The organism is Bradyrhizobium sp. WSM4872 (assembly GCF_055811715.1).
Map to the genome: position 1 here is coordinate 1 of NZ_JBVVPT010000037.1, position 25,225 is coordinate 25,225.

The window sequence follows — 25,225 nt, forward strand, 5'->3', positions numbered from 1 at the left end:
CCTGCGCGGCGAAGGCGAACGCCTCTCCGGCGGCGGCCGCTCGTCCGGCCTGATGAGCTTCCTCAAGATCGGCGACCCCGCCCCCGGCGGCCAGAAGACGGCCCGCCCCCCCCGCCCCACGACAGTGTGTTCTATATTCTACTCCCCCGCCTGGAGCTTCCGCGGGAACAGTTCGGCAGCGCCGGTCGCCACGAGATGTGGGGCTTCGGGCGCATCGCTCTTGCTGAAATCGAGCTCCTCGATCCGGCCCGCGCGCTTCTCGATCTTGTCGGCGGAGATCAGGATCTGGCGGACGTCTTCGTTGGCGTCGGCAAAGTGCTTCTGCAATTTCAGCACGCGGTCGCGCAGGCGGCCGAGATCGTCGCCGAGCTTGATCACCTCGGTCTGGATCTGGTCGGCAGCGTCGCGCATACGCGCGTCCTTCATGATCTGCTGCATCACCTGGATCGCCAGCATCAACAGCGAGGGCGACACCAGCACGACACGGGCGCGATACGCCTTCTGAATCACGTCGTCGAAACCGTCGTGGATTTCGGCGTAGACCGATTCCGATGGCACGAACATCAGCGCCATGTCCTGGGTCTCGCCGGCGACGAGATATTTTTCCGCAATGTCGCTGACATGCTTCATCACGTCGCCGCGCAGCCGCTGCGTGGCGATCCGCTTCTCCTCGTCGCTGCGCGCGTCATGCAGCGCGGTCATCGCTTCCAGCGGAAATTTCGCATCGATGCAGAGTGGCCGCTGGTCGGGCAGGAACACGACGCAGTCCGGACGCTTGCCGGTCGAGAGCGTGAACTGGAACTCGTAGGCGCCCTTCGGCAGACCGTCCTGGACGATCGCCTCCATCCGCGCCTGACCGAAGGCGCCGCGCGACTGCTTGTTGGCGAGCACGTCGCGCAGGGTCGTCACCTGCGTCGTGAGGTCGGTGAGGTTCTTGTGCGCGCTGTCGATGATGCCGAGCCGCTCGTGCAGCGCGCGCAGGCTCTCCATGGTGTTGCGGGTGGTGTGCTCCATGGACTGGCCGACCCGGTGGGTCACCGAATCCAGCCGCTCGTTGACCGCGCGTGCCATGTCGGCCTGGCGGCCGGCCAGCGTCTGGGTCATGGCGTCGACGCGGCCCGAAGCCTCGCTCTGGGCATGCAGCATCTGGCTGATGCGCTCCTCGAGCTCGTCGGCGCGGATCGCGTTGGCCATCGCGAGTTCCGCCCCCCGCCGCCCGGAGCGTGCGATCACGACCGCAATCACCACCATCAGGATGAGGACCAGGGCGCCAAAGCCGATCAGCGCGTCCACGGTGCGCACCGGCCAGTCGCCGAGCATGAAAATGATCTCGTTCATGCCCTGCTTCTAGCCGATTCGCGCGCTGACACGAACGAATAGCGAACATTTATGGCAAACGCCCTGCCAACATTTATGGTTAACGAAAGGCGAAGTTTTATGGTTAGCGGAGGGTTAACGGGGTTCCCGGCCGGATTGACCGCATCGAACGCGCGGCTTAAATCGCGGCCATGGCCCTCAGAGAAATCATCATCCTGCCCGACAAGCAGCTGCGTCTGGTCTCCAAGCCGATCGAGAAGGTCACGCCGGAGATCCGCAAGCTTGCCGACGACATGTTCGAGACCATGTACGACGCGCCCGGGATCGGGCTCGCGGCGATCCAGGTCGCGCAGCCGTTGCGGTTGATCACCATGGACCTTGCCAAGCCCGACCAGGACGGCGAGACCAAGCCCGAGCCGCGCGTCTTCATCAATCCGGAAATCATCGCCTCCTCCGAGGACCTGTCGGTTTACGAGGAAGGCTGCCTGTCGATCCCCGAATATTACGAGGAGGTCGAGCGCCCCGCGAAGGTGCGGGTGCGCTACACCGATCTCGACGGCAAGCTGCACGAGGAGGACGCCGAAGGTCTCTACGCCACCTGCATCCAGCACGAGATCGACCATCTCAACGGCGTGCTGTTCGTCGACTATCTGTCAAAGCTCAAGCGCGACCGCGTGCTGAAGAAGTTCGAGAAAGCCGCCAAGCGCGCGGAGTGAGTCTCTCGCCGTCATGGCCGGGCTTGACCCGGCCATCCACGCCTTGCTTGCTTTCTCGCCAAGACCGTGGATGCCCGGGACAAGCCCGGGCATGACGGAGAAACAAGCCTTACCGAGCGCCGCCACATGCCCCTCCGCCTGATCTTCATGGGCACGCCCGATTTCTCCGTGCCGACGCTGCTCGAACTGGTCGCGCATGGCCACGAGATCGCGGCCGTGTATACGCGCGCGCCGAAGCCCGGCGGCCGGCGCGGGCTGCAATTGCAGCCGACCCCGGTGGAAGAGGCCGCGCGAAAGCTCGGCGTGCCCGTGCTGACGCCGAAGACTTTGAAAACGCCGGAGGCGCTGGCAGAATTTCGCGCCTTCGACGCCGATGCGGCCGTCGTCGTTGCCTATGGCATGATCCTGCCGCAGGCGATCCTCGATGCGCCAAAGCTCGGCTGCTACAATCTGCACGCTTCGCTGCTGCCGCGCTGGCGCGGAGCTGCTCCCATCAACCGCGCGATCATGGCCGGCGATGCCGAGAGCGGCGTGATGGTGATGAAGATGGATGTTGGCCTCGACACCGGCGACGTCGCCATGGCCGAGCGTCTCGCGATCACGGACAACATGACCGCGCTCGAGCTGCATGATCGTCTGTCCCGGCTCGGTGCCGATCTGATGGTGCGCGCCATGGCTGCGCTCGATCGCGGCGGGCTCCAGTTGAAGAAGCAGAGCGAGGATGGCGTCACCTACGCCGCCAAGATCGACAAGGCCGAAGCGCGGATCGACTGGACCAGGCCCGCGCGCGAGGTGCTGCGCCATATCCACGGCCTGTCGCCGTTTCCCGGCGCCTGGGCCGAGCTCACCGGCGTGAGCGAGAACGCGCGGGTAAAAATCCTGCGCTGTGAATTGGCGAAGGGTTCGGGCGCGCCGGGCGAGGTGCTCGACGATCACCTCACCATCGCCTGCGGTGAGGGCGCAATCCGCCTGATCGAGCTCCAGCGCGAAGGCAAGGCGCGCATGCAGGCCGCGGATTTCCTGCGCGGCGTGCCGCTCAAGCCGCCGATGCGGCTGGCCTGATGCCCCGCTACAAGCTCATCATCGAATATGACGGCGCGCCGTTCTTCGGCTGGCAGGTGCAGGAGACGCTGCCCTCGGTGCAGGGGGCGCTGGAAGCGGCCGTGAAGGCGATGACCGGCGCGGATGCGCGCGTGCACGGAGCGGGCCGCACCGATGCCGGGGTGCATGCGCGCGGCCAGGTCGCGCATGTCGATGTCGACAAGCAGTTTCCGCCGGGCCGTTTTCGCGATGGCTTGAATGCGCATCTGCGCCCGCATCCGGTGGCGGTGCTCGAGGCGGACATCGTGCCTGATAGCTTTGAGGCGCGCTTCTCGGCCGTGAAGCGCCACTACCGCTATCGCATCGTCAACACCCGCGCCAATCTCGCGCTCGATGCCGGCCACGCCTGGCGCGTGCCGCGCCGGCTCGACGCCGATGCGATGCATGCGGCGGCGCAATGCCTGCTCGGCAAGCACGATTTCACCACCTTCCGCGATACCGAGTGCCAGGCCAGATCGCCGGAGAAAACGCTCGATCAGCTCGACGTGCTGCGCGACGGACGCGAGATCACGATTCTCACCTCGGCGCGCTCGTTCCTGCACAGCCAGGTGCGCTCGATGGTGGGGTCGCTGATGTGGGTCGGCGAAGGCCGCTGGACCGCCGACGATCTCTCCGCAGCCCTCGCCGCCCGCAACCGCGCCGCCTGCGGCATCGTCGCCCCGCCGGACGGGCTGTACCTGATGCAGGTGGATTATTAGAGCGTGATGCCGCCACTGGCGTCATGGCCGGGCTTGTCCCGGCCATCCACGTGCGGCAACATGCGACCATGCATGGGGGATGGGTGTACATCCTGGCGAGCGCGGCCAACGGCATTTTATATGTCGGTGTGACGAATGACATTATTCGTCGCGTGTACGAGCATCGAAATGGACTCGTGCCTGGCTTCACCAAGAAGTACGGAGTCAAGCTGCTCGTCTATTTCGAGCGCTATGAAGACATCCAGACTGCCATCCAGCGCGAGCACAACATCAAGCATTGGTCACGGACGTGGAAGGTCAGGCTAATCCTGAAGGACAATCCCGAATGGAAGGACCTTTACGATACGATTGTCCAGTAAGGCGGGCCTGAGCTCCCGCCACAGGCGTCATGGCCGGGCTTGTCCCGGCCATCCACGAACTTTCCTGCAAGGACGCCGAAGAACGTGGATGCCCGGGACAAGCCCGGGCATGACGGCGGACTGATTGGCGGCAGCGAGATAGCCTCACAGCCTACCCAAAATACCTCGTCAAAATCCCGCGATACACCTTCGTCAGCTGCTCCAAATCCCTGACCGGCACGCGCTCGTCGATTTGGTGCATGGTCTGGCCGACCAGGCCGAACTCGATCACCGGGCAATAGCTCGAGATGAAGCGCGCATCCGAGGTGCCGCCTGAGGTCGACAGCTCCGGCTTGCGGCCCGTCACTTCCTCGATCGCGGACACCGCGAGTTCGGTGAACGGGCCAGGCTTGGTCACGAACACATTCGAGTTCGAGGGCTCCCAGACGATGCGGGCGCGGATGCGGTTGCCGCAGGCTTTTGTCAGCCGCGTCTCGACCAGCTCGCGCAGGCTCGCCTGGGTGTGGTTGTCGTTGTAGCGGATGTTGAATTTTGCGCGGGCTTGGCCTGGGATGACGTTATTGGCGGTGTTGCCGACGTCGACCGAGGTGAATTCGAGATTGGAAGCCTGGAACTGCGCGCTGCCATGGTCGAGCGGCTCGTCGGAGATCGCCACGATCAGCCGCGCGATGTCAGGCACCGGATTGGCGGCGCGGTGCGGATAGGCGACGTGGCCCTGCACGCCGTCGACATACAGCGTGCCGGATTGCGAGCCGCGGCGGCCGACCTTGATGGTGTCGCCGAGGGTCTCGACATTGGAGGGCTCGCCGAGCACGCAATGATCGAATTTCTCGCCGCGCTCGGCCGCCCACTTCAACAGCTTGATGGTGCCGTTGATGGAGACGTCTTCCTCGTCGCCGGTGATCAGAAACGAGATCGAGCCTTTGACATCGGCGCGCGGCTTGCCGTCGTTGGCGGCAAGATGCTCCAGCACCGCGGCGACCGAGCAAGCGATGCCGCCCTTCATGTCGACCGCGCCGCGGCCATGCAGAAAGCCGTCCTTCACCTCGCCCGAGAACGCGCCGACGCTCCAGGCGCTCTCGTCGCCAGGCGGCACCACGTCGGTGTGGCCGGCAAAAGTGATGTGCGGCCCGTCAGTGCCGATCCGCGCATAGAGATTGTCGACGTCGGCGGTGCCAGGCTCGCTGAAGGTGACGCGGTGGCATGTGAAGCCGGCCACGGTGAGAGCTTGTTCGAGCACGCCCAGCGCACCGGCATCGGCCGGAGTTACCGAGGGGCAGCGGATGAGATCGCGGGCGATCGAGAGAGCATCGGTCATACGCTCCGCTTAACATGCATGCCGCCGGGTGGGCTAGCACTGGGCGGGACAAATTCGATCTCGCTCTGCTGGTCCCAGCTGTTCGCCGCAGGCGAGGCGGGCGCGGAGCCACCTTCAACGTCGGCCAGTGGATCAGGGCCGAACCGGTTGTCGCCGGAGGTGCCTGGCACAATGAACATTTCCACGAGGCCCCAAAACCACGGAATGTGCACGGCCCAGGCGAGGGCAAGAACCCAGTTTGATTCGGTGGGTAGCAGGTCTGAGAATTGGTCGAACAACGCGGGCACGACGAAAAAGGGAACCAGCCACCAGCCGCTCCGGTCGCGATCGTGCAGCCGCTTGGTCGCTGTTGCGAGGTAGATCCACAGGAATAGCGAGCTGCCGAGCACCTTGAGGATGAGGGTCGCGCGATCGGTCGTAGCCAGCAGACGGTAGGCCCTGGGATCGACCACGTTGAAGATGTCATCGACACCGAAATCGAAGTCGACCTTGAGGTTGAAAGCGAAAGTTGCGGCCCCGTTCAGCACCTTGATGGCCTGGTCGATCATCCCAAGCAGGGCCGCCAACACCATGACGATCAGCAGCGCCTGCCACAGCACTGCGCGATTGATGCGGCCGTCGAAACGGAAGAGATACCAGGTCCAGTCCATGCCAAAGGCTCCGGGCGGGAGAGGTCGCCCGGATGTTGGTCGAGATTGGGGGAGGGTGGGTTCGATGCCGCTGCTAGACCCGTCATCCTGAGGTGCGAGGCCTGCGGTGCAGAGCACCGCAGGGGGAGCCTCGAAGGATGAGCGGCCACGATGCTGCCAGCAGCCGGGCCGTCGCCCTTCGAGGCTCGCCGAAGAGGCGAGCACCTCAGGGTGACGGTGAGATAGTTAGTCCCTAATCCCGCAGCAGCTCGTTGATGCTGGTCTTGGAGCGTGTGCGTTCGTCGACGCGCTTGACGATGACGGCGCAGGCGGTGCTCGGGCCGATCTGGCCGTTCTTCATGGGCTTGCCGGGCAGCGCGCCGGGAACGACGACCGAATACTCGGGCACTTCGCCGATAAAGACCTCGCCGGTGTCGCGGTCGACGATCTTGGTCGACGCACCCAGGAATACGCCCATCGACAGCACCGCGCCCTTGCGCACGATCACGCCCTCGGCGACCTCGGAGCGCGCGCCGATGAAGCAATCGTCCTCGATGATCACAGGCTCGGCCTGCAGCGGCTCGAGCACGCCGCCGATACCGACGCCGCCGGAGATGTGCACGCGCTTGCCGATCTGCGCGCAGGAGCCGACGGTCGACCAGGTGTCGATCATGGTGGATTCATCGACATAGGCGCCGAGATTGACGAAGGACGGCATCAGCACGACGTTGCGCGCAATGAAGGCCGAGCGGCGCACGATGGCGCCGGGGACGGCGCGGAAACCGGCGTCGCGAAAGCGGTTCTCGCCCCAGCCGTCGAACTTGGAGGGCACCTTGTCCCACCAGGTCGCCTTGCCGGGGCCGCCGGGAATGGCGCCCATGTCGTTGAGGCGGAACGAGAGCAGCACCGCCTTCTTCAGCCACTGATTGACCTTCCACTTGCCGTCGGCCCCGCGCTCGGCAACGCGGGCCTCGCCCTTGTCCAGAATCTCCAGCGCGTGATCCACTGCCTCGCGAACCTCGCCCTTGGTCGAGGTCGAAACGCCGTCGCGCGCCTCGAAGGCGCCGTTGATGGTGGATTCGAGGGCGGACAGGGACATCGGGATTTCCTCACAGGCAGGCGGGAATTTGCGGTGATTTGGAGCGCTTTTTCGGGATTTGGGGGGACGGAGTCAAGCTTGGTTCGGTGTCATCACCCGCGAAAGCGGGTGATCCAGTACGCCGCGGCGGTCGTGATGACTCGAGACGGCGGCGATTACTGGATACCCCGCCTTCGCGGGGTATGACGGCTACCTTGGTTGGGACAGCCTCCCCAAGAACCCCGCCAGATCATCCGTGACGTGGTCGACATGGGCGGCGTCCCGGCCCGCCAATTCCCAGTCCTCGCGCACGACCTCTTTCGTCCCATCCGGTATCACCAGCACGGTGGTCATGCCGAGCTCGTGCGGGACAGTGAGGTTGCGGGCGAGGTCCTCGAACATCGCGGCGCGGGTCGGATCGACCGAATGGTCGGCGAGAAACTTGCGGTAGGTCTGCGGCGCCGGCTTCGGCTCGAACTCGGCGGCGATGATGTCGAACACGCCGTCGAAATGCGTGGCAAAGCCGAGCCGCGCCAGCACCGCATCGACATGATCGACCGAGCCGTTGGTCAGGATCAGCTTTCGCCCCGGCAGTTTTGCAATGGCCTCGCCGAGTGCCGGGTTCGGCTCCAGCGGCGAGTGATCGATCTTGTGGACGTAGGCGAGATAGTCGTCGGCGCGGACGCCATGCAGGGTCATCATGCCGCGCATGGTGGTGCCGAAACGCTGGTAATAATCCTTCTGGATCTTGCGCGCTTCCACCGGCGTCAGATTCAGCCAGTTGCAAACGAACTCGGTGATCCGAGCATCGACCTGCTGCCACAGATTGACGTGGTGCGGATAGAGCGTGTTGTCGAGGTCGAACACCCATGTGTCGACATGGGCGAAGGCGCGGGGAGATTTCATTTTCACTCTCTATCCGTTGACCGCGGCGGCGCTCCACCCTCAATCGTCGTCCTGGCGAAAGCCAGGACCCATACGCCGTGACGGATCATTGGGGCACTCTGGTCGTCGTTCTCTGCCAAACCTAATCCTGCGGTCATGGCTCCTGGCCTTCGCCAGGACGACAGCGGAGTGCGCGTCCTGATCACAACACCACCCGTCACGGCATCGCAAACCGCAGCGTCTTGCCGCCGCTCGACATGTCCACCGCGCCAAATCCCGTCGCCACAAAGCCGCGCGCGCCGCAGTCGGTCTGCTCGTTGGTCTCGAACTTGGTCTCGCGCGTGCAAAGCTGCCTGTCGCCGCCCCAGTTCAGCGGCTTGTCCTTCAGCTTGACGATTCGGTTGTCGGCGTCGATGGCTTCCGCGAAGCTGAAGATCTGCTTCGGCTGGCCGCTTACGTCAGGGTGCAGGCAGGTCTTGGGGTCGATGCGATACCAGCCGCGGCTGGTCACCGACTTGCCGTCGTCGGTGGCGACCGCCGCCATCACCTTGTGCGTGGTGTCGTTGCACCAGGTGAGGCCGGTCGCAGACGGGGTCTGCACGGCATCGACCATGGTCTTGAAGAAGTTCGGCGACGACAGGATGTCGGACGACAATCCGCGGCTCTTCAGGAAAGCGGCCAGCGCGCCTTGCGTCTTCGGCCCGTCGACGCCGTCGATCGGCGCGGCGTCGTAGCCTGCGATCACCAAGAGCCGCTGGATGCCGGCGAGGCGGGCCTGCTCGTCGTCATATTCGGAGTCCTCGGCGAGATAGGCGACGAAATTGCCGTCCGCGCCTTGCGTCGGCGTGATCTGGGTGAAGGCGGCCTGGGTCTGGCCGCTGCGGCACTGCCGCGCGGCCGCGATGACGAAATTGTCTTGCGCGATGCACAGCGTGTCGCTGCCGTTCTGCGGGATCGGGGATGCGCCGTAGACGCCGAGCGCGCGGGCGTTGAGCAGGATGCGGTCGGCGGAGAGCGTGCCCTGCACCACCACGCGGCAGGTAGCGGGGTCGATCCTGAACCAGCCGCGCGTCGCGGTCGCCGCCTTGTCGTCGATGCCGATCGCGGCCTCGACGACATAGGACATGCGATTGCAGATTTTCAGGTCGGCGAAAGCCGGTGCGGAGGAGAACACGAACGAGATGGCTGCAGCAGGGAGCGTCATCAGGAAGCGCGTCAGGACGGAGCGGCGAGGCCGCCGAGTCCTCAACTCGTCATGCCCGGGCTTGTCCCGGGCATCCACGTTCTTGGCGCGGGACGAAAGGTCGTGGATGGCCGGGACAGGCCCGGCCATGACGGCGTCTCTCGTTTTCTCTTCTCTCACTTGTGGATCAGCGTGCCCGTGCCGGTGTTGGTGAAGAGCTCGAGCAAGACCGCGTGCTGCATCTTGCCGTCGATGATGACGACACCCTCCACGCCCTGTTCGAGCGCGTAGATGCAGGTCTCGACCTTCGGGATCATGCCGCCGGAAATGGTGCCGTCGGCGATCAGCTTTCGCGCATCCTTGACCGAGAGCTGCGGGATCAGCTTCTTGGATTTGTCGAGCACGCCCGGCACGTCGGTGAGCAGCAGCAGCCGCTTTGCCTTCAGCGCGCCGGCCACGGCGCCGGCAAAAGTATCGGCGTTGACGTTCAGCGTCTGGCCCTCTTTCGAGGTCGCGAGCGGCGCGAGCACGGGGATCAGCTCGTAGCCGATCAGCTGGTTGAGCAGCGTGAGGTCGACCTTCTCGGGATCGCCGACGAAGCCGAGATCGACCGCCTTCTCGATGTGCGAGTCCGGATCCATGATGGTGCGCGTCGTCTTGGACGCCTTCACCATATTGGCGTCCTTGCCGGACAGCCCCACCGCCTTGCCGCCGGCCTCGTTGATGTAGCCGACGATCTGCTTGTTGACGGAGCCGGCGAGCACCATCTCGACGATCTCGATGGTGGCGGCATCGGTGATGCGCAGGCCGGCTGCGAATTCCGAGACGATGCCGAGGCGCTTGAGCATGGTCGCGATCTGCGGGCCGCCGCCATGCACCACCACCGGATTGATCGCGGTCTGCTCGAGCAGCACGATGTCGCGGGCAAAATTTTTCGCGGTCTCCTCGTCGCCCATGGCATGGCCGCCATACTTGATGACGATGGTTTCCTCGTCATACTGCTGCATGTGCGGCAGCGCTTCGGACAGGATGCGGGCCTGGTCGAGCGGGGAGATTTCGGTCATGAGGCGGATCTCGCTGGCGGGATACTCGGGCCGCGTTCTATCCGATTGGCGGGCGGGGCGCAAAGCGATGTTCTTCCCCTCTCCCGCAAGGGGAGAAGGAAGAAGAGTGATTATTTCCTCACCACCGCCGCCGCGAGCGTCACCGCCAGCCAGCTCAAGATCATCACCGATCCACCCGTCGGCGCCGCATAGGGAAACAGCGAATGGCCGGCATATTGCCGCAAGGTGAGGTCGCCCGCGAACAGCGCGGCGCCGGCTGCGAAGCCGGACGCGGCGACGATGCCAATTCCGTCGTGCAGAAGGCCACGCCCGAGCAGGGCGACGGCCGCGAGTATGGCGGTTGCATGAAACAGCAGCATGGCGCTTGCGGCGGCGAGCCGGCTCGCATCGCCGCCATGCGCGGAAGCCGCGGCCAGCGCGACGCCGGCGGCGCCCATCACACCGGCAAGCCCGATCAGCAGGCGGAATGCCGCCGTCACGAGGTCCGCTCTTCCAGCAGCTTTGCGATCGCGGCGCGCAGCTCGGCCATGCCGGTCGCGCTCCGTGACGAGGTCGCGAGCACGTTCGGGAACGCGGCCGGACGCTTGGCGAGCGCGGCCTCGGTCTCGACGATGCGCGATTGAAGCTCGGTGGTCTTGATCTGGTCGGTCTTGGTCAGCACGATCTGGTAGCTGACCGCGGAGCGATCGAGTGTCTTCAGGACTTCGAGATCGACGTCCTTGAGGCCGTGCCGCGCGTCGACCAGCACGTAGACGCGCGCGAGGCTGGCGCGTCCGAGCAGGAATTTGTGGATCAGCTCGGTCCAGGACGCGACTTGGCTCTTCGGCGCCTTGGCATAGCCATAGCCGGGCATGTCGACGAGGCGCAGGTCACTTTTCCCGGGGACCTCGAAGAAGATCAGCTCCTGGGTGCGGCCCGGCGTATGCGAGGTGCGCGCCAGCGCGTTGCGGCCCGTCAGCGCGTTGATCAGGCTGGACTTGCCGACATTGGAGCGGCCGGCAAAGGCGATCTCCAGCCCCGCCATCGGCGGCAGCGTTTCAGTCGATGGCGAGGCCCAGATGAACTGCCAGTCGCGCGTGAACAGCTTTCGCCCGACCTCGATCAGCTTCGCATCTTTGTCGTCGGTCATGCGAAGGCTTTCAGTTGGTTTACCTCGTCATTGCGAGCGACTTGTCCGCCGTAGCTCGAAGAGCGAAGGCGGAAGCGAAGCGCTCGCAATAACTGTGGCTACGTCGCCTTCTTCGCGAACGTCGCCTTGAGATTATCGAATAACTCCACCTTCACGCCATTGCGGCGCATGATGAAGCTCTGCTGCAGCACCGAGAGCGTGTTGTTCCAGGCCCAGTAGATCACGAGGCCTGCCGGGAAGCCCGCCAGCATGAAGGTAAAGATCAGCGGCATCCAGTTGAAGATCATCTGCTGGGTCGGATCCGGCGGCGTCGGATTCAGCTTCATCTGGAACCACATCGTGATGCCCATGATGATCGGCCAGATGCCGAGCGCCAGGTAGTGGCCGAACACCGGGATCGTGGTCGGATCGAACGGGATCAACCCGAACAGAGTGAACAGGTTGGTCGGGTCCGGCGCGGAAAGATCCTTGATCCAGCCGAAGAACGGCGCGTGCCGCATCTCGATAGTGACGAACAGCACCTTGTACAGCGAGAAGAACACCGGGATCTGGATCACCACGGGAAGACAGCCGGCGACCGGATTGATCTTCTCCTTGCGGTAGATCTCCATCATCTCCTGCTGCTGCTTCACCTTGTCGTCGGGGAAGCGCTCCTTCAGCGCCTGAAGCTGCGGTTGGACCGACTTCATCTTCGCCATCGAGGCGTAGGACTTGTTCGCCAGCGGGAAGAACAGGAGCTTCACGATCACGGTCACGAGCAGGATCGAGATGCCGAAATTGCCGAAGAAGCGGTAGAAGAAGTCGAGGCCGAGGAACATCGGCTTGGTGATGAAGTAGAACCAGCCCCAGTCGATCAACAGATCGAAATGGTTGAGGCCGAGTTCCTTGTTGTAGCCGCCATGGCCGGCGAGCGGGAAGTTGATGCCGACGACGCTGGCTTCCTTGGCGCCGGCGAACAGCCGCGCGTTCGCGGTCGCGGAGCCGCCGATCGCGACGGTGACGGGATCGAGCAGATAGTCGGTCTGGTAGGTGTGGACGTTGCCGCTCGGGTTCGACGAGAAGCGCGCCTGAATCTGCGCGCTGGTGTCCGGCAGCAGCGCCGAGGCCCAGTACTTGTCGGTCATGCCGAGCCAGCCATTGGTGGCCTTGAAGTTCACCGTCCTGGCTTCGTCGATTTTCTTGTACGCGTATTCCTGCAAGCCATCGAGATAGCCGATCAGGCCTTCATGCAGGATGTAGTAGCCGGAGACCTGCGGCGTACCGTGGCGCGAGATCAGCGCGAACGGATAGAGCGTGACCGGCGCGTTGCCGACATTGCTCACCTCGTCCTTGACGGTGAAGAGGTAGTGGTCGTCGACCGCGATGGTGCGGCGGAAGCTGAGGCCTTCGCCATTGTCCCATTTCAGCACCACCGGCGTGGTCGGCGTCAGGCTGCCGCTGCCGTCCTGCTGCCAGACGGTCTGCGCGTCCGGCAGTTTCGCCGTCACGCCCGTCGCCGGCACCCAGCCGAACTCGGCGTAATAGGGCTCCGCGGTCCCCGAGGGCGAATACAGAACGATCGGCGGTGACTTCGGATCGACCGTTTCGCGGAATTGCACCAGCGCGACATCGTCGATGCGTCCGCCCTTCAGCGAGATGCTGCCTGCGATTCGCGGCGTCTCGATCTTCACGCGCGGGCTGGCGGCAATCGCAACGTCGCGCGCAACGACCGGCTGGGCTTGCTGGTTCGTGCTCGGCGTCGCCGGTTGGGCCGTGCTGCCGGCCTGCGGCGTGGCGCCCGGCGTCGCGGACGCCGTCGGCTGCGGCGTGGTCTTCTGCAGCTCGGCCTGCGCCTGTTGTTGGGCGCGCTGCTTCTCCATCGCCGGCATGTTGTAGAAATATTGCCAGGCGATCAGCACGAAGCCCGACAGAATGACGGCGAGGATGGTATTGCGGTTGTCGGTCATCATTCTCTCGTCATCAATCCGGTTTGCGGCTGGTCGCAGGAGCGGGGCCGGGCTTTGAGCCGTCGGTTCTTGAGTCGGTTGTTGGGCTGCTTTTTGAGCCGCGTCCCTTGTGCGTATGCCGCGCGGGCTTCGCGAACGCCATGCGCAGATCGTCGAGCATGGTGGCGAAGTCGCGCGAGAGCGCGTCCCGTCGGCCGACCAGCACATAATCATGATGGGGCTGCATCGACACCGGATCTAGCCGCTTCACCAGTTCGCGAAGCCGGCGCCGGATGCGATTGCGCTGGGGGGCGTTGCCGTTCTTTTTGGTGACGGTGAAGCCGATCCGGATCGGGCCGCTGTCGTCTCGGCCAAGGTTTTGGCGGTCAAGGCTTCGGCGGTCAAGGCTTTGCAGGACGAACGCGGGACTATTCACCCGCGCGCCATTGGCAACGGCGAGGAAATCCGCTCGCTGCCTCAGCCGATCCATGATGAAATCCCAAAAAGGGGGTCCGGCTCAGGCGCTCAGACGCTTGCGGCCGCGGGCGCGGCGGGCGGCGAGCACCTTGCGGCCGCCGGCCGTGGCGAGACGGGCACGGAAGCCGTGACGGCGCTTGCGCACCAGTTTGCTGGGTTGATAAGTCCGCTTCACGGGTTTTTCTCCGCTGACCGGGCAATTTGCCTGTAGAATTGATGATAAAGTCCGGAAGATGCTGCCCAAAACGGGCCTTTTTCGGCCCCAAGAGAGCCGCTCCCGGCGGTCACACCGGGTCATCGCGGACAATTGGCCGGCTTATATGCGAGCGCCTTCTTTTCGTCAACGCCGCACAAGAGCTCAATTCCGGCGAATATCGCTGTCCGTGCGGGGTTTTTAACCCTTGAGGTAGCGACTCGCCAGATCTGCGCTTACATCCGACCTTGGCAGATTGACGATCTGTAATTTGACCGCGCTGGGGGCGGGCCGCATCTTCATACGCGCCAACACCCTTCACCCGGCGACATCTTTCATCCGGCAAAGGCAGCGAGGGCGAATTTCGTGGCAGCGACAGACCTCCAGCCGGTCCAGGATGTGGATCAGCGGGACCCGCCGGCGGCGCTGCCGCGGGGGACGCGCGGGCTTGGGCTGTCCGGCAAGCTGCTGCTGCTCACCGTTCCCCTGGTGATGATCGCGGCCATCCTGCTCTACGTGCCGGCCATCGCCAACTTCTGGGTCAACCGGCTCAACGACCGCGTCGCCGCGGCCAACACGGCGGCGCTGGTGCTCGATGCGGCGCCGCTCGGCATGGTCCCGGATTCGCTGTCGCGCGAGATCCTGAAAAGCATCAATGCGCGCGCCGTCGCCATCAAGATGGGCCAGCAGCGCCGTCTGCTCGCCAGCGACAATCTGCCGGCCGCCATCGAGCACGACATCGACCTGCGCGACATGACGGCGTGGGAGGCGATCACCGGCTCGTTCCGGATGATGCTGGAGACCGGCAACCAGGCCATCCGGATCGTCGGGCCCGGCGTCGGCAACGCCCAGTTCATGGAGATCGTCACCGACGAGCTGCCGCTGCGGCAGTCGATGTACCGCTTCTCCCGTAACGTCGTGGTGGTCGCGCTGATCATCGCGGTGCTGACCGCGGGCCTCGTCTATCTCGCCATGCATTATCTCTTCGTGCGCCCGATGCGGCGGCTGACCGCGAGCCTGGTCGGCTTCCACGAAAATCCCGAGAGTTCGGCGGGGATCATCGTGCCGAGCCAGCGCAGCGACGAGATCGGCGTTGCCGAGCGCGAATTGTCGGACATGCAGCGCGACCTGATGTCGATGCTGCATCAGAAGAGCCGGCTCGCCGCCCTCGGCCTCGCCGTCTCCAAGATCAATCACGATTTGCGCAATCTGCTGGCCTCGGCACAACTCCTGTCCGACCAGCTCGCCAGCGTGCCGGATCCGCGGGTGCAGCGCTTTGCACCAAAACTCGTGCGCTCGCTCGAGCGCGCCATCGCCTTCTGCCAGTCGACCTTGTCTTACGGCCGCGCCCAGGAAGCCGCGCCCGACCGGCGCATGATCATGATCGAGCCGGTGGTGCTGGAGGTGCGCGAGACCGCTGGCCTTGCCTCCGACGCCTCGATCGCTTGGGTCGCCGCAATCGAGCGCGGGCTCGCGGTCGACGCCGATCCCGATCAGCTCTTCCGCGTGCTGCTCAACCTCGTCCGCAACGCCGCCCAGGCGTTGGAAAGCCATGCGTCCGCCGAGGGCGGCGCGCAGCAGATCCGGATCACGGGAAAACGCGAGGGCGCGGTCGCCATCATCGAGGTTTCCGACACCGGCCCCGGCGTGCCCCAGAAGACCCGCGATCACCTGTTCGAGGCGTTCCAGACCTCCGGCCGCCCCGGCGGCAGCGGCCTCGGCCTTGCCATCGCCGCCGAGCTGGTCCGCGCCCATGGCGGCGACATCCATCTGGTCGAAGGCACCATCGGCGCCACCTTCCGGATCGTCATCCCCGACCGCCCCGTGGAACTGCTCTCCGTCCGCAACGAGCGGGCGCGAGCGTAGTCGGCCAGCGGCCGAGTGCGGAAACCGTCATTTCCCAGCAAAATCTCCCCAATCCGGACCTTGCCAATCGGGGCAAGAGCGGTTAGTCAGAGCGCTCTTTCGCACCCCTCCGGCGTCGCCGGGGGCTGCCTGCGGGCCACGCCCGCACTGTCAGCGAAAAACGCGCCCGTAGCTCAGCTGGATAGAGCATCAGACTACGAATCTGAGGGTCGGACGTTCGAATCGTTCCGGGCGCGCCATTTACGCCAAAGCACGATATGGACGGCCTGCGGCTACCGTTCGACGCAAACGCTCTTGATCTCCGCCATTTTTCCCACAGCTCGCGCGCTGTTTGACCAGCTATATAGCTCTGATTTGGTCTGGTTGGCGCTGTGATGAAGTCGCAGTCATTAGCTCGCAGCAATCGATCTTTCACGGTGGCAGCGATCATGCGACGTCACGGTTCTCTATGCGGTACCACCTCGAAGATCAGGCAGGTCGTGCTCGCCTGGGCGAAAAGCCTGCCACTCGCATCCGACAAGCTCGCTTCCGCCATCGCTGTCTGGCGGCCCAGATGGATGACGCGCCCGACCGCCTTCATTGGTCCGGACTCGCGCTTGACGCCCCGGAGGTAATTCACCTTGATCTCCAGCGTCGTGTACGCCCGTCCGAAAGGAAGCTTGGTGTGGACGGCGCAGCCCATTACCGAGTCGAGAACCGTGGCGATTATGCCGCCATGGACTGAGCCGATCGGATTGTATTGCGACTCTTGCGGCTTCAGAACCATTTCAACGCTGCCATCCCCAACTCGGTCGATGCTGAAATCGACCAGACGGCAGATCGGCGGGAGCGGAACGTCGCCTCGAAGCATAGCTTCGAGGAAATCTCGCCCGCTCATCGTCTGACCTGCTGCGGCCAAGGCTTGCGGATCGTCCCAGCGAATTGTGCGCTCGCGCGGGAGCTGTGCGGATAGCGTCGGCATGTCGATCATCCAGCGAGGACGACTTTGCCAAACGGTCGATCCTCGATCAGATGGCGCAGGGCTTCGCCCGCTTCACCGAGGAGATAGACCCGCTCGACGACAGGTTTGACTGACCCGCCCACGATCAACGGAATGATGTCCCGCCATGCCGCGGCAACGTCGAGCGGAGACTGGGCGAACAAAGAGAAACCGCTCATACGCGCGCCTTTCCAGATCAGGTCTGTCACATCGATCGTGGTCTTGCGTCCGGCGGAATAGCCCAGCGTAATCAGGACACCGCCGAATGTGAGGGTGCTCAGCGCCTCACTGGTCACGGTGCCGCCGATGCCATCGATAACGATGTCGACGCCCTTGCCGTCCGTTATCCGGCGCACGCCGTTGGCAAGATCTTCCGCGGAAAGGTCGATCACGTCTTCGAAACCAAGCTCGCGTGCTCTGGCGGCTTTCGCAGCGCTGCCGGCCGTTGAAATCACCTTGCCGGCGCCCTGTGCCCGCGCGAGCTGATAGGTCGCGTTGCCCACCGACCCACCGATTGCCGGAGCCAGCACCGATTTGCCCGGTTTGAACCCTGCGAGCGTCAGCGTGATCTGCGCCGTCAGATAGGCCACCGGGAGGCTGGCCGCGACGACATTGTCGATCGCGTCGGGCACGAGCGCTGCATCTTTGGGGCTCACCAGCAGCCATTCTTGCCATGCGCCGCTTTCGCGAACGCCATAGGGACCGGCGAACATCACGCGACTTCCCACCGCAAAACCGGAGTCGCCGGCATCCTCGATCACGCCGACGCCTTCATTGCCGAGCACCAACGGCGCCTTCGCCCGGGGCAGCCCACCCGACAGAATTGTGTGATCAAGCGGCGTGACGCCGGCGGCCGTGATGCGAACCAGCAACCTGTCCTTTGCCGGTTTCGGTTTGAGCAATTCGATCTGCCGCAGCCCGCCATAGCCGGAGAACGTTTCCGCCTGGATCGCACGCATCGATATTCTCCATTAAAGTTACAGACCTGTTAGTAACTTTTATATTACGGACAGGTCTGTAACATTGTCAAACGATAAGTCGTCAAGGCGAGAGCAAGCGGATATGGAGACAGTAACCCGACCCCGGCGGGGCGCCCCGCCAAAGGGCGAAGTGAGCGCCCGCGAGCGTATTCTTGCGACGGCAAGCGAATTGTTTTACCGCGAAGGCATCCGCGCCATCGGCGTAGACACGGTCGTCGAGCGATCCGGTGTCTCGAAGACGAGTCTCTATCGCCTTTTTGAATCGAAGGACGCTTTGATTGCTGCCTTCGCCGCCGAACAGGATCGGTTGTTCTGGGTGTGGTGGGATCGTGTGGAAGACCAGCACGCGGGTGATCCACGCGCTATTCTCGAGGCTTTGCTTTCCGGTATCGCAAAGCGGATCGCGCACCCCGCCTATCGCGGTTGTCCGTTCCTCAACCTGGCGACGGAATTTCCTGACGACAACCATCCGGGCCGGGTCATCGCCCGGCGCAACAAGAAGGAAATGCGGACGAGGCTCGCGGCCGTGCTTGGCAAACTTGGCGTCGGTGATCCCAACCGCACCGCGTCACAAATAGCGCTGATCATCAACGGCGCATACGTCACGGGCCTCATCGCACAACCGGCTGATCTGACGGGCGACCTCAGCGATGCCGTCATGAAGTTATTGGTCTAGTGATTCCATCGCGTGAGCGCGCTACATCATACGCGATCACATATCTTCGGGTTCTGACGTGATTTTGGATACAGCATCATAGCGTCAGGGCGAACCGATAGTGCCCATCTTCATCGGCCGCGGCGCGCCATTTCGGAATACGCGATCAGCGCCGATTTCCCCACCCGACCCGTTCGGTTTCATCCCCAGCGGCGTACGCGATTCGCGAGTACAACTCGCTGCACTGCTTCCAGGATTCCGCGTGCCGTGACCAAACTCGCTTAGCGCCGCCCAACTTCCTGCGCCGCCGGATCCGAACCAAGCCCCTTGCTCGTCAGCAAACGGTTGAACTGATCGGCGGAAAAAAGCTGCCCGTCCGGAGCCGTTATCGACACCGCAAAACCATTCACCGCGTGCTTGCGGGCCAGGATCACCGCAACGATCGCGCTGTCACGGAAATCCACGGTGCGGCAGTCGTCTTTTATAGCTTCGATGATAAATGTCATTTGGCCCACGACCAACGTTGGCACGCGCCAATTGCGCGCCGGGCAATTCAATCCCGTATCGGTGAAAATGATATTGCCGACAAGCCAGCTATTGACCCGATGGAACCGCGACCATACCCATATTGGGGTAAACAACAGACCGATCCTGCCTCACGCCCTCCGCCACGGATACGGACAACCGGCTTGCAACGGGCTTGTGGCGTCGGACCGGAAAACCGTAGAAACGGGACTGGTGATGGTTGGTACGACTGAAGGCGAGGACATCGCGTCGGATTTGATCCGAACCGTCTCTCGGCACTCGTTGGCCTACATGCTGTGCGCGGCCAGCGAAATGTTCCGCCACTACGATTTCGATCCGCTGGATTTGATGATCATTCATGCGGTCTTGAACGCCAACGTTCTCAAGATCATGAAGAACCCCGAACTGGACCGGCAATTTGGCAGTATCCAGGCGGTCGAGCCGGACAAGATCAAGCAGGGCGTTTCCCGTGCCGCCCTGTCCCGCTTTTTCGGCCTGCCGATCGAAACCGTCCGGCGGCGCGCCGATCGCTTGAAGAAGCAAGGCATTTTCCGTGAGACCGACCAGGGACTGATCGTAACTGAGGCTAACCAGTTCAAGTTCGGCAATAATCACGAGCTGCAGCGAACCAACATGCTCCTGGTGCGGAAATTCCTCCGGGACCTGACGGAAGCGGGCGTCGAGCTTCCGGGCGGGATTTGATGGCCGGATCCGGCGCTTGTTTGCCGGCGGCATCCTTGGCGCCAAGGTGAGACGATCCGGTTGAATCTTCTTCGCGCATCGCTGCCGTGAGGTGCGGCACGCAAGATCACCTGTAATCTGCTTCACACGCAAATGCCCCTAATGACGCTAGATGGAATAGGCGGCGCCTTCCGCGTGGCCTGTTCGGAGCTGGCGATGATGGCTGCACTGGCAAAGGCGATATCCCGCGCGACGAGAACCAACGTCGACGTCGAAACTCTGAAAGTCCTCGCGATCTTTTCCGGCGCGGGTTTGCTGCTCTCTCTCGTGGCCGCAATGATCTACGGACAGGCTGCCAGCGCCGCTTTGTTTTGAGAGCGCGCGCTTCGCCAAGTCGAGGGTTCGCTTCAGCGCCATCCCAGCGCCGGCGCCACGTGCGTGAGGATCGCCTCGATCGCGTGCGTGCAATAGTCGACACCGAGCTGGTTCGGGATCGTCAACAGCAACGTGTCGGCCTCGGCGATCGCTTCGTCCTGCTTGAGCTGTTCGATCAGCACATCCGGCTCCGCGGCATATGAGCGGCCGAAGATCGCGCGGGTGCGCGGGTCGATGAAGCCGACCTGGTCCTCGCTGCCGCGCTCGCCACCGAAATAGGCGCGGTCGCGATCGTCGATCAGCGCGAAGATGCTGCGGCTGACGGAGACGCGGGGCTCGCGGGCGTGGCCGGCCTCATTCCAGGCTGCGCGATAGGTGCGGATCTGTGCGGCTTGCTGCACATGGAAGGCCTCGCCGGTCTCGTCGTTCTTCAGCGTCGAGCTCTGGAGATTCATGCCGTGCTTGGCGGCCCAGACCGCCGTCGCATTCGAGCCGGCACCCCACCAGATCCGTTCGCGCAGGCCTTCCGCATGCGGTTCGAGCCGCAACAGCCCCGGCGGATTTGGAAACATCGGCTGCGGGTTGGGCTTTGCAAAACCTTCGCCGCGCAAGATGTCGAGAAAGACCTCGGCATGACGCCGCCCCATGTCGGCGTCGCTCTCGCCCTCGGCCGGCTGGTAGCCGAAATAACGCCAGCCGTCGATCACCTGCTCGGGCGAGCCGCGGCTGATGCCGAGCTGGAGGCGCCCGCCGGCGATGAGATCGGCAGAGCCTGCGTCCTCCGCCATGTACAGCGGATTCTCGTAGCGCATGTCGATCACGGCCGTGCCGATCTCGATCTTGCTGGTCCTGGCGCCGACCGCGGCGAGCAGCGGAAAGGGCGAGGCGAGCTGGCGCGCGAAATGGTGCACCCGGAAATAGGCGCCGTCAGTGCCGAGCTCTTCCGCCGCAACCGCAAGCTCGATGGATTGCAGCAGCGTGTCCGCGGCCGAGCGGGTCTGCGATTGCGGCGAGGGCGTCCAGTGCCCGAAGGAGAGGAATCCGATCTTTTTCATGGAGGCAACATAAGGATGACGGGCAGAGTTTGCGACAGCTCGGCCGTAGGAAAGATGGCAAATATCCAAAGGCGTGTGCTCGTAGGTGAAGCCGCCCCGGGGGAAGCACACCTGAACGGACAAAGCTGCAAGCGCGCCTTTTTGACCCGGAGCTGAAATTCAGCGCATTGCCCCGTGTTGCTGTCGTGAGCAACTGAAGGTATTTTGGTCGCCTCTGAGCAGAGGCCACACCTTGTTCGGGCTCGGTAATCTTCCGCCACAGGCGTGGAGGTCCGATCATCAGCTGACATCAGGTAGTTTCTGGAGAGCTTGGCAAAACCGCAAGCCGCCAACGCGCGCCCAGTCATTCCGGCTTATGATAAAGGGCCAGCCCGTATGGCTGGCCCTCCAAGTATCTTATGTAAATCGTCAGTAACGTGAAGCCGACGCGGCGCCCCAGTTGAACCGGTAGTTCAGGCCGGCCTTGATGGTGTGCTCGTCATTGCGGAAGCCGACGGCGGTAACAACACCAGCGGCGCTGGTGAAGAGAGCGTTGCGCGTGCCGAAGTCGTAGTACTGATATTCGACCTTGCCCGACCAGTTCTGGGCGAACATGTATTCGAGACCACCGCCCACGGTGTAGCCGTCGCGGCCGCCGCCGTTGTTGGTGAAGGTGCCGCCGCCGAAACCGTTCGTAAGGCGGGAGTCAGCCCAGGCATAACCGCCTTTGACGTACAGCAGCGCCGGACCCCAGGTGTAGCCGAGGCGACCGGCGACGGAACCGAGCCCACGGTTGACGAAGGGATTGTTATTGGTGTCGAGGAAGCTGTAGTTCGCTTCAATGCCCAGCACCCAGTTCGGCGAGAACTGATGGTCGTAACCGACCTGCACGCCGCCCATGAACACACCATCGTTGCTGCTGGTGCCGGTGAAGCCGGGGGCCAGAATGTTGTTGCTGCCGCCGAATGCGCCGCCGACGTGACCGCCGATGTAAAAGCCGGTCCAGTTGTAAATCGGCGAGGCCGCCATCGGTGGGGCTTTGGTGTAAGGACGCGCGGCCATATCAGCTGCCGATGCTGTACCCGCCAGGGCGGCGAAAGCGATAGTAGCGAGAAGGAACTTTTTCATTTCGAGTCTCTCAGGTTTAAACAACGTGTGCCAAACGCTTAACCCAACTCACCGAATTTGCTGTAGCGCGCCAGACACACGTGTCCGATCTGGGTGTGGAACGCTCTGGTCATTTGTTAATTGAGGAACCGTGAAGATTCGGAACCGGGCATCTGAGCGACAAGTTCCACGGGTCCGCCATCGCGAAGCACTGATCATTTGAGCATTCCAAATCCCGGTATGATGCGGGGCTTTTTTTGCCGTTCATACTGGAAGCTCATCAACCGGGGATGTCGCATCTTGGCCGACTTTTGCAACAAAATCGGCCCGTAGCTGACTCACAAAGCCGGACTGGCCATGTCCGGTTTCGCGGACAAAGCGGATACCGCCTACCCCGCGATCGGGTTTACGACTACGCTCCCCAGCGCATCAGGCGCGCACCGTTGCCTGCTGTGTTGATAGATTGCAAGTCGGGGGACGGTTGCTTCGAGCCTGCGCGCGAGACGCGGTGTGAAGCTCGAGGATATCGATACGGAGTAGCGGCTGGGGCTCGCCCTGTCACGCGTGCCGCGACAATGGCATCCTGCGCCTGTTTTGCCCGACGAGTCAATATTTCGTCGAAACCTAATTTTCGCTTTTCCGTTATCTCGCCCGGCGGCTTCAAAGGATTCGCAAAGCGCCTAAGTCATTGATCCCGCTCATGCCGGCTACTGTGCATGGGGTTGTTTTCGAGGTTTTTGTTTTGAGGGCACGACGGTGCGAGAATGAACCGGACCTGATCCGGCTCGCCCGCTACTTCATCACCCGCAGATTCTTGGTCGTGAACCGCTGCGTCTTGTCGCCGGGACGAACCGGCCGCCGCGTGCCGGCGGCCTTGCCGGTGCCGGGCGGCTGGTGCGCGGGGACCAGCTGGTCGGGGCGCGAGCCGATCAGATCGGCGCGGCCCATCTCTTTCAGGGCTTCACGCAGCACCGGCCAATTGTCGGGGTCGTGGTAGCGCAGGAACGCCTTGTGCAGGCGGCGCTGTCGCAGGCCCTTGATCGCCTCGACCTTGTCGCTGCCGCCGCGCCGCACGCCGCGCAGCGGATTGACGCCGGTGTGGTACATCGCCGTTGCGGTCGCCATCGGCGAGGGCAGGAAGGTCTGCACCTGATCCGCGCGGTAGCGGTTCTTCTTCAGCCACAGCGCGAGGTTCATCATGTCCTCGTCGGTCGTGCCCGGATGCGCCGCGATGAAATACGGGATCAGATAATATTTCTTGCCGGCCTGTTCGGCCGCGGCATCGAACATCCGCTTGAACTGGTTGTAGGCGCCGATGCCGGGCTTCATCATCTTGTCGAGCGGCCCGCGCTCGGTATGTTCGGGCGCGATCTTCAAATAGCCGCCGACATGATGGGTGACGAGCTCCTTGATGTATTCGGGGCTCTCGACCGCGAGGTCGTAGCGCACGCCGGAGGCCACCATCACCTTCTTGATGCCCTTGGTCTCGCGCACCTTGCGATAGAGCCGGATCAGATCGTCATGCGAGGTGTTGAGGTTCGGGCAGATCTCGGGGAAGACGCAGGACGGCCGCCGGCACGCCGCCTCGACCTTCGGGTCCTTGCAGGCCATCCGGTACATGTTGGCGGTGGGGCCGCCGATGTCCGAGATTACGCCGGTGAATCCGGGCGTCTTGTCGCGGATCTTTTCGATCTCGCGCAGGATCGAGCCCTCGGAGCGGTTCTGGATGATGCGGCCTTCGTGCTCGGTGATCGAGCAGAAGGTGCAGCCGCCGAAACAGCCGCGCATGATCGTCACCGAGAATTTGATCATGTCCCACGCCGGGATCTTCGCGTCGCCGTAGGACGGATGCGGCGCGCGCGCGTAGGGAAGATCATAGACCGCGTCCATCTCCTCGCTGGTCAGCGGGATCGGCGGCGGGTTGAGCCAGAGGTCGCGGTCGCCGTGACGCTGCACCAGCGGCCGCGCATTGCCGGGATTGCTCTCACGATGCAGCACGCGTGAGGCGCGCGCATAGGCTTCCTTGTCCTGCTCGACCTGCTCCAAAGCGGGCAGCCGGATCACGGTCAAGCCTTTCGTCCGCGAAGCGCCTTCGTCGGCGGAATCGAGATCGTCGGCGTGCAGTTCGACGTAGTCCTCAGGCACGCGGCGGAACAGCGCGACGCCCCTGATGTCGTCGAGCTCGCGCGGCGCCTCGCCGGCGGCAAGACGGTTGGCCACTTCGACGACGGCGCGCTCGGCATTGCCGTAAAGCAAGAGGTCTGCCTTGGCGTCGGCCAGCACCGAGCGGCGCACCTTGTCGGACCAGTAATCGTAATGCGCGATCCGGCGCAGCGAGGCCTCGATGCCGCCGAGCACGACCGGGACGCCCTTGAACGCCTCGCGGCAACGTTGCGCGTAAACGACGGTGCAGCGGTCCGGCCGCTTGCCGCCTTCGCCGCCCGCGGTATAGGCATCGTCGCTGCGTATGCGGCGGTCCGCGGTGTAGCGGTTCACCATGGAGTCCATGTTGCCGCCGGTGACGCCGAAGAACACCTTGGGCTTGCCGAGCGCCTTGAACGGCTCGGCCGAATGCCAGTCCGGCTGCGAGATGATGCCGACGCGAAAGCCCTGCGCCTCCAGCAGGCGGCCAATGATGGCCATGCCGAAGCTGGGGTGGTCGACATAGGCATCGCCCGTCACCAGCACGATGTCGCAGGCGTCCCAGCCGAGCGCGTCCATCTCGGCGCGGCTCATCGGGAGGAACGGCGCCGGCTTGCGCGGGCGCGCCTGCGCCATCAGGGGTTTTTCGGCGGCGATGATCTGGATGTCCATGGCGCCTACGCATAGGACTCCGGGACGGCGAATACAACCGACGGGCACGTGAAAGTCCGGTTCCGTGTCCGGCAGCCCGGGCGTGCGACCGCGTTAACCGTTCGCGAGCGCCGCCATCACCTTCTCGGGTCACGCGC

The 25,225-nt window shown here is 63.7% G+C and carries 26 protein-coding genes and 1 tRNA gene; 9 read left to right on the plus strand and 18 right to left on the minus strand.

Annotated features, from left to right (window positions below; all coding sequences use genetic code 11):
• Positions 1-138 precede the first annotated feature (138 nt).
• The gene (locus AC0L3C_RS32125; RefSeq protein ID WP_473264463.1) at positions 139-1,338 is read right to left on the minus strand and encodes a DNA recombination protein RmuC; all 1,200 of its coding nucleotides are present in this window, start codon (positions 1,336-1,338) and stop codon (positions 139-141) included.
• A 170-nt stretch (positions 1,339-1,508) separates the two neighbouring features.
• Between AC0L3C_RS32125 and def the strand changes: the two genes are divergently transcribed.
• The 4 genes from def to AC0L3C_RS32145 all read left to right on the plus strand — a co-directional run bounded on the left by def (position 1,509) and on the right by AC0L3C_RS32145 (position 4,191).
• Complete coding sequence (gene def / locus AC0L3C_RS32130; RefSeq protein ID WP_473264462.1) at positions 1,509-2,033, plus strand: peptide deformylase; 525 nt, start codon at positions 1,509-1,511, stop codon at positions 2,031-2,033.
• Between the two features lie 126 nt (positions 2,034-2,159).
• Positions 2,160-3,095, plus strand: coding sequence for a methionyl-tRNA formyltransferase (gene fmt / locus AC0L3C_RS32135; protein ID WP_473409951.1), 936 nt, complete (start codon positions 2,160-2,162; stop codon positions 3,093-3,095).
• Positions 3,095-3,832: a tRNA pseudouridine(38-40) synthase TruA gene (gene truA / locus AC0L3C_RS32140; RefSeq protein ID WP_473409952.1), complete on the plus strand. Its 738-nt coding sequence runs from the start codon at positions 3,095-3,097 to the stop codon at positions 3,830-3,832. The genes fmt and truA overlap by 1 nt, the downstream gene beginning before the upstream one ends.
• 23 nt (positions 3,833-3,855) lie before the next feature.
• A complete protein-coding gene (locus AC0L3C_RS32145) occupies positions 3,856-4,191 on the plus strand; it encodes a GIY-YIG nuclease family protein (RefSeq protein ID WP_473278859.1) in 336 nt (111 codons plus the stop codon).
• 151 nt (positions 4,192-4,342) lie between these two features.
• Here AC0L3C_RS32145 and dapE read toward each other — a convergent pair whose 3' ends face one another.
• The 11 genes from dapE to rpmH form a co-directional block, all read right to left on the minus strand.
• Positions 4,343-5,509: a succinyl-diaminopimelate desuccinylase gene (dapE, locus tag AC0L3C_RS32150; RefSeq protein ID WP_473409953.1), complete on the minus strand. Its 1,167-nt coding sequence runs from the start codon at positions 5,507-5,509 to the stop codon at positions 4,343-4,345.
• A complete protein-coding gene (locus tag AC0L3C_RS32155) occupies positions 5,506-6,159 on the minus strand; it encodes a DUF805 domain-containing protein (protein ID WP_473409954.1) in 654 nt (217 codons plus the stop codon). Before AC0L3C_RS32155 ends, dapE begins: the two co-directional genes overlap by 4 nt.
• Before the next feature lie 232 nt (positions 6,160-6,391).
• Positions 6,392-7,237 carry a 2,3,4,5-tetrahydropyridine-2,6-dicarboxylate N-succinyltransferase gene (dapD, locus tag AC0L3C_RS32160; protein WP_473264456.1) on the minus strand — a complete coding sequence of 282 codons (846 nt, stop codon included), beginning with the start codon at positions 7,235-7,237 and terminating at the stop codon, positions 6,392-6,394.
• 189 nt (positions 7,238-7,426) lie between these two features.
• The gene (locus AC0L3C_RS32165; RefSeq protein ID WP_473409955.1) at positions 7,427-8,122 is read right to left on the minus strand and encodes a pyrimidine 5'-nucleotidase; all 696 of its coding nucleotides are present in this window, start codon (positions 8,120-8,122) and stop codon (positions 7,427-7,429) included.
• A gap of 196 nt (positions 8,123-8,318) precedes the next feature.
• Positions 8,319-9,305, minus strand: coding sequence for a DUF1036 domain-containing protein (locus AC0L3C_RS32170; protein WP_473409993.1), 987 nt, complete (start codon positions 9,303-9,305; stop codon positions 8,319-8,321).
• Positions 9,306-9,460: 155 nt separating this feature from the next.
• Positions 9,461-10,348 (minus strand): acetylglutamate kinase, encoded by an 888-nt coding sequence (argB, locus tag AC0L3C_RS32175; protein ID WP_007597683.1) that lies wholly within the window; start codon positions 10,346-10,348, stop codon positions 9,461-9,463.
• A gap of 110 nt (positions 10,349-10,458) precedes the next feature.
• Complete coding sequence (locus AC0L3C_RS32180; RefSeq protein WP_473264493.1) at positions 10,459-10,785, minus strand: DUF423 domain-containing protein; 327 nt, start codon at positions 10,783-10,785, stop codon at positions 10,459-10,461.
• Between the two features lie 38 nt (positions 10,786-10,823).
• Positions 10,824-11,477 carry a ribosome biogenesis GTP-binding protein YihA/YsxC gene (gene yihA / locus AC0L3C_RS32185; protein WP_473409956.1) on the minus strand — a complete coding sequence of 218 codons (654 nt, stop codon included), beginning with the start codon at positions 11,475-11,477 and terminating at the stop codon, positions 10,824-10,826.
• 98 nt (positions 11,478-11,575) lie between these two features.
• Positions 11,576-13,423 (minus strand): membrane protein insertase YidC, encoded by a 1,848-nt coding sequence (gene yidC, locus AC0L3C_RS32190; protein ID WP_473409957.1) that lies wholly within the window; start codon positions 13,421-13,423, stop codon positions 11,576-11,578.
• Between the two features lie 13 nt (positions 13,424-13,436).
• Positions 13,437-13,892 (minus strand): ribonuclease P protein component, encoded by a 456-nt coding sequence (gene rnpA, locus AC0L3C_RS32195; protein WP_473409958.1) that lies wholly within the window; start codon positions 13,890-13,892, stop codon positions 13,437-13,439.
• A gap of 27 nt (positions 13,893-13,919) precedes the next feature.
• Complete coding sequence (gene rpmH / locus AC0L3C_RS32200; RefSeq protein WP_008542748.1) at positions 13,920-14,054, minus strand: 50S ribosomal protein L34; 135 nt, start codon at positions 14,052-14,054, stop codon at positions 13,920-13,922.
• A 384-nt stretch (positions 14,055-14,438) separates the two neighbouring features.
• Between rpmH and AC0L3C_RS32205 the strand changes: the two genes are divergently transcribed.
• Both AC0L3C_RS32205 and AC0L3C_RS32210 read left to right on the plus strand, forming a co-directional pair.
• The gene (locus tag AC0L3C_RS32205; protein ID WP_473264451.1) at positions 14,439-15,938 is read left to right on the plus strand and encodes an ATP-binding protein; all 1,500 of its coding nucleotides are present in this window, start codon (positions 14,439-14,441) and stop codon (positions 15,936-15,938) included.
• 162 nt (positions 15,939-16,100) lie between these two features.
• Positions 16,101-16,177: transfer RNA gene (locus tag AC0L3C_RS32210), tRNA-Arg, on the plus strand.
• 197 nt (positions 16,178-16,374) lie between these two features.
• Here AC0L3C_RS32210 and AC0L3C_RS32215 read toward each other — a convergent pair.
• Both AC0L3C_RS32215 and AC0L3C_RS32220 read right to left on the minus strand, forming a co-directional pair.
• A complete protein-coding gene (locus AC0L3C_RS32215) occupies positions 16,375-16,899 on the minus strand; it encodes a PaaI family thioesterase (protein ID WP_473264450.1) in 525 nt (174 codons plus the stop codon).
• 5 nt (positions 16,900-16,904) lie between these two features.
• Positions 16,905-17,876, minus strand: coding sequence for a quinone oxidoreductase family protein (locus AC0L3C_RS32220; protein WP_473409959.1), 972 nt, complete (start codon positions 17,874-17,876; stop codon positions 16,905-16,907).
• Between the two features lie 151 nt (positions 17,877-18,027).
• Here AC0L3C_RS32220 and AC0L3C_RS32225 point away from each other — a divergent pair, with 151 nt between their 5' ends.
• Entirely contained in the window at positions 18,028-18,573 is a 546-nt protein-coding gene (locus AC0L3C_RS32225; protein ID WP_473409960.1) for a TetR/AcrR family transcriptional regulator, read from the plus strand.
• A 260-nt stretch (positions 18,574-18,833) separates the two neighbouring features.
• Here the strand turns inward: AC0L3C_RS32225 and AC0L3C_RS32230 are convergent, their stop codons facing one another.
• Positions 18,834-19,193 (minus strand): hypothetical protein, encoded by a 360-nt coding sequence (locus tag AC0L3C_RS32230; protein ID WP_473264447.1) that lies wholly within the window; start codon positions 19,191-19,193, stop codon positions 18,834-18,836.
• A gap of 100 nt (positions 19,194-19,293) precedes the next feature.
• Between AC0L3C_RS32230 and AC0L3C_RS32235 the strand changes: the two genes are divergently transcribed.
• Both AC0L3C_RS32235 and AC0L3C_RS32240 read left to right on the plus strand, forming a co-directional pair.
• On the plus strand, positions 19,294-19,779 hold the full coding sequence (locus tag AC0L3C_RS32235; RefSeq protein WP_106941182.1) for a hypothetical protein: 486 nt from the start codon (positions 19,294-19,296) through the stop codon (positions 19,777-19,779).
• 195 nt (positions 19,780-19,974) lie between these two features.
• Positions 19,975-20,133, plus strand: coding sequence for a hypothetical protein (locus tag AC0L3C_RS32240; RefSeq protein WP_473409961.1), 159 nt, complete (start codon positions 19,975-19,977; stop codon positions 20,131-20,133).
• A 32-nt stretch (positions 20,134-20,165) separates the two neighbouring features.
• On the opposite strand, the gene AC0L3C_RS32245 is transcribed toward AC0L3C_RS32240, so the two are convergent.
• The 3 genes from AC0L3C_RS32245 to AC0L3C_RS32255 all read right to left on the minus strand — a co-directional run bounded on the left by AC0L3C_RS32245 (position 20,166) and on the right by AC0L3C_RS32255 (position 25,088).
• On the minus strand, positions 20,166-21,188 hold the full coding sequence (locus tag AC0L3C_RS32245; RefSeq protein ID WP_473409962.1) for an LLM class flavin-dependent oxidoreductase: 1,023 nt from the start codon (positions 21,186-21,188) through the stop codon (positions 20,166-20,168).
• Between the two features lie 408 nt (positions 21,189-21,596).
• The gene (locus AC0L3C_RS32250) at positions 21,597-22,295 is read right to left on the minus strand and encodes an outer membrane protein (RefSeq protein WP_473409963.1); all 699 of its coding nucleotides are present in this window, start codon (positions 22,293-22,295) and stop codon (positions 21,597-21,599) included.
• A gap of 771 nt (positions 22,296-23,066) precedes the next feature.
• Positions 23,067-25,088: a YgiQ family radical SAM protein gene (locus AC0L3C_RS32255; protein ID WP_473264442.1), complete on the minus strand. Its 2,022-nt coding sequence runs from the start codon at positions 25,086-25,088 to the stop codon at positions 23,067-23,069.
• Positions 25,089-25,225: the final 137 nt, after the last annotated feature.

What these genes read in the sequence shown, in the direction of transcription:
- AC0L3C_RS32250 (WP_473409963.1), bottom strand. Translation starts at nt 22,295, where the DNA reads ATGAAAAAGTTCCTTCTCGCTACTATCGCTTTCGCCGCCCTGGCGGGT.
- yihA (WP_473409956.1), bottom strand. Translation starts at nt 11,477, where the DNA reads ATGACCGACGACAAAGATGCGAAGCTGATCGAGGTCGGGCGAAAGCTG.
- dapD (WP_473264456.1), bottom strand. Translation starts at nt 7,237, where the DNA reads ATGTCCCTGTCCGCCCTCGAATCCACCATCAACGGCGCCTTCGAGGCG.
- AC0L3C_RS32165 (WP_473409955.1), bottom strand. Translation starts at nt 8,122, where the DNA reads ATGAAATCTCCCCGCGCCTTCGCCCATGTCGACACATGGGTGTTCGAC.
- AC0L3C_RS32255 (WP_473264442.1), bottom strand. Translation starts at nt 25,088, where the DNA reads ATGGACATCCAGATCATCGCCGCCGAAAAACCCCTGATGGCGCAGGCG.
- def (WP_473264462.1), top strand. Translation starts at nt 1,509, where the DNA reads ATGGCCCTCAGAGAAATCATCATCCTGCCCGACAAGCAGCTGCGTCTG.
- AC0L3C_RS32180 (WP_473264493.1), bottom strand. Translation starts at nt 10,785, where the DNA reads ATGGGCGCCGCCGGCGTCGCGCTGGCCGCGGCTTCCGCGCATGGCGGC.
- AC0L3C_RS32220 (WP_473409959.1), bottom strand. Translation starts at nt 17,876, where the DNA reads ATGCGTGCGATCCAGGCGGAAACGTTCTCCGGCTATGGCGGGCTGCGG.
- AC0L3C_RS32170 (WP_473409993.1), bottom strand. Translation starts at nt 9,305, where the DNA reads ATGACGCTCCCTGCTGCAGCCATCTCGTTCGTGTTCTCCTCCGCACCG.
- truA (WP_473409952.1), top strand. Translation starts at nt 3,095, where the DNA reads ATGCCCCGCTACAAGCTCATCATCGAATATGACGGCGCGCCGTTCTTC.
- AC0L3C_RS32235 (WP_106941182.1), top strand. Translation starts at nt 19,294, where the DNA reads ATGGTTGGTACGACTGAAGGCGAGGACATCGCGTCGGATTTGATCCGA.
- AC0L3C_RS32245 (WP_473409962.1), bottom strand. Translation starts at nt 21,188, where the DNA reads ATGAAAAAGATCGGATTCCTCTCCTTCGGGCACTGGACGCCCTCGCCG.
- AC0L3C_RS32240 (WP_473409961.1), top strand. Translation starts at nt 19,975, where the DNA reads ATGATGGCTGCACTGGCAAAGGCGATATCCCGCGCGACGAGAACCAAC.
- fmt (WP_473409951.1), top strand. Translation starts at nt 2,160, where the DNA reads ATGCCCCTCCGCCTGATCTTCATGGGCACGCCCGATTTCTCCGTGCCG.
- AC0L3C_RS32145 (WP_473278859.1), top strand. Translation starts at nt 3,856, where the DNA reads ATGGCCGGGCTTGTCCCGGCCATCCACGTGCGGCAACATGCGACCATG.
- yidC (WP_473409957.1), bottom strand. Translation starts at nt 13,423, where the DNA reads ATGACCGACAACCGCAATACCATCCTCGCCGTCATTCTGTCGGGCTTC.
- dapE (WP_473409953.1), bottom strand. Translation starts at nt 5,509, where the DNA reads ATGACCGATGCTCTCTCGATCGCCCGCGATCTCATCCGCTGCCCCTCG.
- AC0L3C_RS32155 (WP_473409954.1), bottom strand. Translation starts at nt 6,159, where the DNA reads ATGGACTGGACCTGGTATCTCTTCCGTTTCGACGGCCGCATCAATCGC.
- AC0L3C_RS32215 (WP_473264450.1), bottom strand. Translation starts at nt 16,899, where the DNA reads ATGCCGACGCTATCCGCACAGCTCCCGCGCGAGCGCACAATTCGCTGG.
- argB (WP_007597683.1), bottom strand. Translation starts at nt 10,348, where the DNA reads ATGACCGAAATCTCCCCGCTCGACCAGGCCCGCATCCTGTCCGAAGCG.
- rnpA (WP_473409958.1), bottom strand. Translation starts at nt 13,892, where the DNA reads ATGGATCGGCTGAGGCAGCGAGCGGATTTCCTCGCCGTTGCCAATGGC.
- AC0L3C_RS32125 (WP_473264463.1), bottom strand. Translation starts at nt 1,338, where the DNA reads ATGAACGAGATCATTTTCATGCTCGGCGACTGGCCGGTGCGCACCGTG.